Here is an 8,026-nt window from a genome sequence, read left to right as displayed (position 1 = left end):
GACAGCTCGGAAGGATCCTTCAACCGATCACTTTGGCTTTAACTGATCGGCATTACTCCTTGAGAGGAGCCTTTTGATTAGTGACTATTCGCTTATGTTTTTATTTTAAAATGCTTCTTCGAGCGTTTGTTCATTCTTTTTTCCTGCTTGTTTCTCGCTTATTTCTACCTCTTTCAAGCGCGCCGTAAAGTGTCTTAACACAGGCGGTTCATAGGTAAAGTCGAGCCCTTTCACTTTCCCAGCATTCTCTTTTACTTTCTCGAATGCTTCGATAATGAAATCCATGTGGGTTTGTGTGTACGTCGCGCGTGGAATGGTTAAGCGCAATAATTCTGCAGGGCATGGATGTTGCTCGCCCGTTGCAGGATCACGGCCTTGCAGTAAAGAACCAATTTCAACCGCTCTAATACCTGCCACTTTGTACAGTTCACACGCCAAAGCATGCGCGGGGAATTGGCCTGCTGGAATATGAGGAAGCAGTTTACCCGCATCCACAAACGCAGCATGACCGCCTGCTTGCTGACACACGATACCCATCGCTTCTAAGCCATCAACAAGGTATTGAACCTGACCAATGCGGTATTCCAACCAATCTTGACGCATGCCGTCATAAAGGCCAACCGCCAAACGCTCCATTGCACCGCCCTCTAAGCCACCATAAGTTGGGAAACCCTCTTGAACGACACACAAGGTTCGACATTCTGTGTAAACATCCATGAATGACTCATCTTTAAAGCAGAGTAAGCCGCCCATCTGTACCATCGCGTCTTTCTTAGCAGACATGGCTAAACCATCCGCGTATTTGTAAGATTCGTGTGTGATCTGTTCGATTGTCCAATCTTGATAACCGACTTCACGCTGCTGAATGAAGTAAGCATTTTCAGCGTAGCGTGCAGAATCCATAATTACTGGGATATCGTACTTCTGAGCGATTTCATACACGGCTTTAAGGTTGGCAATAGAGACAGGTTGTCCACCAGCAGAGTTACAAGTAATGGTACTCACAATGTAAGGAACGTTAGCCGCGCCCGCTTCTAAGATCGCTTCTTCCAGTTTCACCACATCGAAGTTGCCTTTAAAATCCGCATTCACTGAAGTATCAAATGCTTCTTTGGTATAAACGTTTTTCGCCACACAGCAATTCACTTGAGTGTGACCTTGTGTTGTATCGAAGAAGTAGTTAGACAGAGCAACCATTTTGCTGCGATCGAGTCCCTTTTCCATTTCGCGCTTCTTGATAAGAACAGGAATGTAGATCTGCTCTGCGCCGCGCCCTTGGTGCGTTGGAATCGTCAACTCGTAACCGAAGATATCTTTCACCGCATTCGACAATGCATAGTAACTGCGACTACCACTGTAAGCTTCATCCCCCATTAACATCGCGGCTTGCATGCGCTGAGTAATAGATCCTGTTCCGCTGTCTGTCAGTAAGTCGATAAACACATCATCACTATCAAGTAAGAATGGGTTCATCCCCGCATCGACAATGGCTTGTTCACGATAGGCACGAGTTGTTCTTTTTACTGGCTCTACAACACGAATACGAAACGGTTCTGGTAGATGTTTGAAGTTTTCCATAATAATACCTTTCAATACATTCCGATCAGGTCGAAATCTATTTTCTTTAGATGTCACGAATCCTCACCATTAAATTATTAGTTCCGTATAAATACACACATAAAATTAACAGTGAAAATAAAAAATTAAAAAATGACTTATTAATCAAACCTAAACAGAGGCTGAGATAATTAGCGAGAACGACAAAACAACGAATATTCCGCACGAAATAATAAGTGCGATATTCATGCGTTCAAAGGTTATCAAAGCTGCTGATAGGTAAACAAAGCATGCTGCTTTGCTGGCGCGTGACGCCTAGAGGGTACTACTCTGAAGAAAGGCGGAACGAGAGCTGGTGATCTAAGGTATACCAAGCTAACAAGGTTAGCCATGTTGTTGATTGCCATTTCAGATACATGTTCACAATATATCCCTACGTTGAAATCAAGATGAACCGAAAATTAAATATAGTGCAATTGTTTTATAAATACAGCTTAGAAAAGTATAAATGTGATCAAAATTTGGAATGGTAATTAAATACGATAGCATGTTATATAAACTGTGAATCACAGCCGTTTATATACTATTAAACTAGTTCAACGAGTTACTTAATAATATCGAATCTCTTTTGAACTCAATATCTCTCTAATAAGAGGCGAAGATGGCTGTTTTCTAAAAAGCTATCTTCTAGAAATCTACTAAGCTAAAAACGCCAAGCTCTGATGAGGCTCAAACCTCACCAGAACCGTATTCGCAGTGAATGACTTACTTCTTCTTAACCACTTGTTTAATCGCCATTTCAGCTAACTTCGGAGTCGCGGCTTTCAACGCACTTGGTGCCACCTTCTTACCGACTTTTACTGCTTTATTCAGTTGGCCTTTAACCGACGTGCCTCTTTTCATGGCTTCTAAACGTTGGCGGTTTCTCTGAACGTTATTTGCGTCAGCGATACGCTCAATCAACGTCTGCCTTAAAGTATCTAAACCAAACTGTACCTTTTCTGGCGCAATCGCCAGCGGCAAAGCGATGTCCGGCTGCAACAATGTTTGATTATATTCGAGCGCTTGAGCAATGATCTTTGCTTTGGTTGATGTTGGGTTCTCTAAGTCATACGGCGGTTGCCACTCATCTACAGGCTTTAACCTATCTACTTGATTCACAACTGACACCACAATCGGCTTCTTGCGTGAGATGTTCTTAGGATCATCATAGAAAGCATCAAATCTATCTTTCAACTGCTTATCCAAATCACGTGCAGACTGGTTGGCTTTAAGCACCCATAACACCACATCGGCTTGGGTCATCTCTTTCAGCATTAAGGCTTCGGTTTTAGGATTGCCATCAAGCCCTTGAAGATCAACCACGCGAACATCATTATCGTCGACAAACGCGTTGTAGACGGTTGATGTATCGGTTGATGGTAGAACATCGACCTCGGCAACCAGCTCTTGCTTAAGAGCGTTGATAAGTGAAGATTTACCCGAACTTGTTTGCCCAACCAGCACGATTCGCACAGGCTCTAACTCAGGAGCAAAGCGTTGTTCGTCGAGTTCAGAAACATCGGACGCTTTAAGTGCTTCATCTTCAATGCTGAAACGTCCGCTATAGAGATCAATCGCCACCGCCGCAACTTCATCTAATAAAGCTTGTTTAGCGGCGTATTGCATGTCATCAACCACACCTCTTGTCATTGAAGATGTCGCTTGCTCTCTCCCTAAATCAGAAACAACTTTTAGCGGGTTCAAATAGAGGTTTTTGAGGTGATTCCCCCAAATAGCGGCCTTAACGATCTTTTGCCCTAGCTCGCCATATTTATCATAGGCTTCGTAGCCCGCCTTAATGTAAGAAACCTTGAGATACTCAATGCCCGGTATATGCTCTCGCACTACCAGTTTGTAGCGTCGGCTTACCTCTTCGAACAGCTTTAGCCCTTCAGGAATCGAGAAATCGAGCGATTTCTTATCAAACTTTTTCGCCACAAACTCAAGTACTTCTAAACCGGTTTGGTCTAGGTTGCCCCACTCTATGTCGACCATTAATTGTTGGCGTACATGGTGTTTTGAATCATTCCAGATCGACAGTTCTTTTTGAGACCAATCAGTCGAAGCCTTAACCAATGCATCGTTGATATCAGCTTTGTTATGTTGTGATTCAGAATCAGAACTTCCCTCGCTAATGTCGTCGCTCTCTTTATTTGAGAAGGGCTCCGTACTTGAAGATCGGCGTGAAGAGCGGCTTGAAGAATCGCGTGAAGAACGACTAGAAATGAACAAGGGAATGGTGAATACCAAGGTACTCACGGCAATGGCAATCGACATTTCGAGTAGGTAACCGTATTTGATCGCCAAGAAGACACCAAAACCCATCATGATAATGCTTGGGAAGATCGCCGAAATCAGGGCAATGCCCCAGCGGCCGCTCGATAGCACCGCCAGTAATCGAAATAGGTTTCTAATTTTCTTCATAGCCCGACGCCGCCTTTCCTTTTTTCAGGGATTCTTTGTAGATCTTCTGCATCTCTTGTTCAGACACTTCTTCGCCTTTGTTCTTATGATAGAAGTAAAAACAAGCCGCGCGACCTAAACCATAAGAGGTGCCGAAACTCATTGCCGCTGCAGCCACCGCCCCTACCGTTTGACCATAAACTGGAATCAGCTTTATCAACTGTCGAGTGCCCAGTTTCATTCCGTATTGCAAAGCAAAGCTGCTTCCCAGAGTGCCTATCAGCTCACTGAAGACTCTCTTGTTCCACTCGACCCCATATTGATTCGCTAAACTATGTAGCATTTTCGCTTGAATCGCAGGTACCGACACCAAACCAACACCCGGAATCAGGTCGCTCGCTGCCGCACTTCCCGCATACCAAAGCACTTCGTTTTCTACTTGATCAAAGTTGGCTTCTTCCTGTGTGGAGTGCTCTTTGTCTTGCACCATCATTCCGATCACCGGAAGAATACTGGTCAGCTTTTCTAACAAGATGTCATAGTTGTAAATTGAACCACTGTTATTGCTCGAGTCATCCGTTTCGAAATCCACCGCGACGGATTCAAACTCTTTACCCCAAGCCTTCTCTACTTGGTTGGTGTTGAACTGAACCTGCCTTGCTCGATCTATTTCACTGGAAGACAACACTGCAGTATGAACAAGCAGCAAGTGTTTAATTTTCTTCTGTTTCTTAATCTGCTTTAGAGCCGCAAGCACTGAGGATTGTTCAGGTTCGTCGGCTTTCATTACAACGACTAACGCATTACCTGCCTGACCAATCTCTTCCAGATCCTCTTTCGCATCATAATTCGCTTCGCTTAGTCCTCTGGTATCGAGAAAGCGCATCACCGGTTTGTCTTGTGGGAATTCGTAAGACATCGCCGTCATGGTACAAGGCGCAAAACCATTGCCGACTTCAACAGAGGAGTCCCCCGTGACCGCTTGAATAAACGATGACTTGCCCGCCCCCGTTTTTCCCAATAGCCACAATGTCGGCAGATGCTGACGCTGGTATTCATGGGCCTGAGTAAGATCTGGGTTCTTGCTCGGATTAATGAAGTCTTTTATTTGGTCAAACATGTTTAGAGTAACGCTCACTTGATGTTGAGATTCGAGTTGATGACAAAGCAATACTGACTTATATAATCACAAATCATATTAAACTTATGTTTGTTCAGTCGCACAGGTTTACAATGCCTAAACGCTTGTTTTTATTTGCGCGCTCATTTTTATAGACGCTTTTTTATACGTGCGGGTATCATCGTATTGATTCACGCATCGAACAAACATCAACAAACACAGAGAAGTAAAAGGTAAGTATGGAACAAATTTATTTAGCTGGCGGTTGCTTATGGGGCGTACAGGAATTTATTAAGTACGTTCCTGGTGTTATCTGCACAGAAGCAGGCCGTGCCAATGGAAGCGCCCAGCTAACAGAAAACGGGACGACACAATGCGATAGCACGCAATGCAATGGCACACAAAGCGATTACGATGGCTACGCAGAGTGCGTACAAATAGAGTTTGATCCAAGTATCACGTCAGTAACGATTCTGATGGAACACTTGTTTGAGATTATCGACCCTTACAGCGTGAATCAACAAGGTGTCGATGTGGGAGAGAAGTACCGCACAGGCGTTTACAGCACTAACGCAGAACACTTAACCGAAGCTAAGCACTATATTTCTTCAAGAGATGATGCCGACCGTATCGCACTCGAGATATTGCCGTTAACTCACTATGTCGCGAGTGATGATATCCACCAGCATCACCTAAGCCAGTTCCCTGAAGATCACCACTTGTGCAATATCCCTTGGGATCTGCTGCATAAGTACAAATCCTAGACTTAAACGTTACGCCTTGAGCCTTGAGCCTTGAGCCTTGAGCCTTGAGCCTTGAGCCTTGAGCCTAGAAACAGAACACTAAAAAGCCCCAATAAGCATTTACCTATTGAGGCTTTTTTAAATTATTTCAGTATGAGCTAAAGCCAGAAAGCTTATCGAGTGATTTTCAAAAGCTCTCCGTACATATCACATTAAACTTTGGCAATTCAAACGAACGGCTACCGCAATCGGTAGCCGCTGTAAAAAGTTATAGTTTTTGATTTAAAAGGAATTAACCTTCGGCTGGAGTCACTTCGTCTTGTTGCTCGACTTTGTCATCGACCGCTTTAACAAGTAACAGACCAACAGAGAACACAATCAAACCACACAGAACGAATACCATGCGTCCCCACATTGGGTTTGGCAGTACGAACATAGTCATTACGCCCACACCCGCTACCGCGATAAGTGAACCCAACATACGACGTTGCTTGTTATCCAGTTTCTTCTGTTCATTACTCTCAGCAACTAATGGTGTCGCTAGGTTGTTGAAGAACTTGTCGACATCTTTCTCACGGTGTTCCGGTAATGGTTTGTAGAACAGTGTTGAAAGAACAAAGAAGCCAGCTGTAAATACGATGTGACCGATAAGGCCGATAGCCACTTTCAGGTCAGCCCACTCACGGCCCGTTAGCTCGTTTAGACCGAACCAGTTTTGGATCATGTCAGCAGTGATAACGAAACCAACGAAGTAAGAAACCACACCACCCACAACTAGCGTACCCCAGCCTGCCCAATCCGGTGTTTTACGGATGAAGAAGCCACAGAATGCTGGAATCGTCATAGGGAAGCCGATCAATGCGCCCACGTACATCATGGTGTCGAAAAGGCTCAGACCTTTAAGAGAGTTGATGAACAGAGCAACCAAGATGATTGCGATACCGAAGAAAGTAGACGTTAGCTTAGAAACAACCATTAGCTCTTTCTCTGTCGCTTTAGGGCGAAGAATCGGCTCGTAGAAGTTCTTAACGAAAATACCTGAGTTACGGTTTAGACCAGAGTCCATTGAAGACATCGTTGCTGCAAACATAGCGGCAATCAGAAGACCAACCATACCAACTGGCATGTACTCTTGAACGAAGTAAAGGTAAGCGAAGTCAGCGGCTTTACTGCCCGCTTCTGGGTAAGCTGCTGCTAAATCAACACCTTGACCCGCCATGAACCAAGAAGGCATGAACCAAATGATTGGACCAAGCGTCATCAGTACACAAGCAAGGAGTGCCGCTTTACGTGCATTGTTTGAATCTTTCGCAGCAAGGTAGCGGTAAGAGTTCAACATGTTATTGGTAATGCTGAACTGCTTTAAGAAAATGAACACAGCCCAGATGCTGAAGATGCTTAGGTAGTTCAGGTTGTCACCCGTAATGAACGAGTCTGTCGGGAAGTCGCTAATGATCTGAGTAACACCGCCACCGTGGTAAACCGCAACCACAGCACACGTCACCGTTACTGCCATGATGATAACCATCTGCATAAAGTCAGATGCGATTACCGCCCAAGATCCGCCCGTTACCGACATTATCAGTACGACAAGGCCTGTTAGGATGATCGTGGTTGTCATGTCGAAACCAAAGATCCCTGATGCGATGATCGCAAGACCGTTCAACCAGATACCCGCAGAAATAACGCTGTTAGGCATACCCGACCAAGTAAACACTTGCTCGTTCACCTTACCAAAACGCATACGAATCGCTTCAATTACCGTCACAACACGCAGTTGGCGGAACTTCGGAGCAAAATAGAGGTAGTTCATTAGGTAACCGAATGCGTTAGCGATGAAGATAATCGCTACGGCAAAACCATCGGTAAAGGCTTTACCTGCGGCACCCGTAAATGTCCACGCACTGAACTGGGTCATAAATGCAGTTGCACCTACCATCCACCACAGCATGTTACCTCCCCCACGGAAGTAATCACTTGTCGTACTTGTAAACGTTCGGAACATCCACCCTATCGCAATTAAGAATAGGAAGTAGATGCCAACTATCAGGGTATTGAGTTCCATCTTTAGACCTTTTATTTATGTTTTTTTGTTGAGGTCACTATAGATAGATGGCAAGCATATTTGTACTACAATAACCCAAATGCGTGACAGTGATCT

Annotated in this window: 5 protein-coding genes; 1 reads left to right on the top strand and 4 read right to left on the bottom strand. The window is 44.5% G+C overall.

What is annotated here, in order from left to right; genetic code table 11:
- Positions 1-105: 105 nt before the first annotated feature.
- The 3 genes from tnaA to AB6C75_RS15505 form a co-directional block, all read right to left on the bottom strand.
- Positions 106-1,578, bottom strand: coding sequence for a tryptophanase (gene tnaA, locus AB6C75_RS15515; RefSeq protein WP_372108112.1), 1,473 nt, complete (start codon positions 1,576-1,578; stop codon positions 106-108).
- Between the two features lie 744 nt (positions 1,579-2,322).
- Entirely contained in the window at positions 2,323-4,023 is a 1,701-nt protein-coding gene (locus AB6C75_RS15510; RefSeq protein ID WP_372108111.1) for a GTPase family protein, read from the bottom strand.
- Positions 4,010-5,122, bottom strand: a complete 1,113-nt coding sequence (locus AB6C75_RS15505) for a YcjF family protein (protein WP_029405866.1) — start codon at positions 5,120-5,122, stop codon at positions 4,010-4,012. Before AB6C75_RS15505 ends, AB6C75_RS15510 begins: the two co-directional genes overlap by 14 nt.
- Before the next feature lie 239 nt (positions 5,123-5,361).
- Between AB6C75_RS15505 and AB6C75_RS15500 the strand changes: the two genes are divergently transcribed.
- Positions 5,362-5,886 carry a peptide-methionine (S)-S-oxide reductase gene (locus tag AB6C75_RS15500; protein WP_372108110.1) on the top strand — a complete coding sequence of 175 codons (525 nt, stop codon included), beginning with the start codon at positions 5,362-5,364 and terminating at the stop codon, positions 5,884-5,886.
- Positions 5,887-6,157: 271 nt separating this feature from the next.
- Here the strand turns inward: AB6C75_RS15500 and AB6C75_RS15495 are convergent, their stop codons facing one another.
- Positions 6,158-7,930, bottom strand: coding sequence for a sodium:solute symporter family transporter (locus AB6C75_RS15495; RefSeq protein WP_065104081.1), 1,773 nt, complete (start codon positions 7,928-7,930; stop codon positions 6,158-6,160).
- Positions 7,931-8,026 lie beyond the last annotated feature (96 nt).

The sequence above is a fragment of the Vibrio sp. 10N.237.312.B06 genome (assembly GCF_041464685.1).
Taxonomy (GTDB): domain Bacteria; phylum Pseudomonadota; class Gammaproteobacteria; order Enterobacterales; family Vibrionaceae; genus Vibrio; species Vibrio tasmaniensis_A.
This window is presented reverse-complemented; position numbering and strand designations above follow the sequence as displayed.

What these genes read in the sequence shown, in the direction of transcription:
- tnaA (WP_372108112.1), bottom strand. Translation starts at nt 1,578, where the DNA reads ATGGAAAACTTCAAACATCTACCAGAACCGTTTCGTATTCGTGTTGTA.
- AB6C75_RS15510 (WP_372108111.1), bottom strand. Translation starts at nt 4,023, where the DNA reads ATGAAGAAAATTAGAAACCTATTTCGATTACTGGCGGTGCTATCGAGC.
- AB6C75_RS15505 (WP_029405866.1), bottom strand. Translation starts at nt 5,122, where the DNA reads ATGTTTGACCAAATAAAAGACTTCATTAATCCGAGCAAGAACCCAGAT.
- AB6C75_RS15500 (WP_372108110.1), top strand. Translation starts at nt 5,362, where the DNA reads ATGGAACAAATTTATTTAGCTGGCGGTTGCTTATGGGGCGTACAGGAA.
- AB6C75_RS15495 (WP_065104081.1), bottom strand. Translation starts at nt 7,930, where the DNA reads ATGGAACTCAATACCCTGATAGTTGGCATCTACTTCCTATTCTTAATT.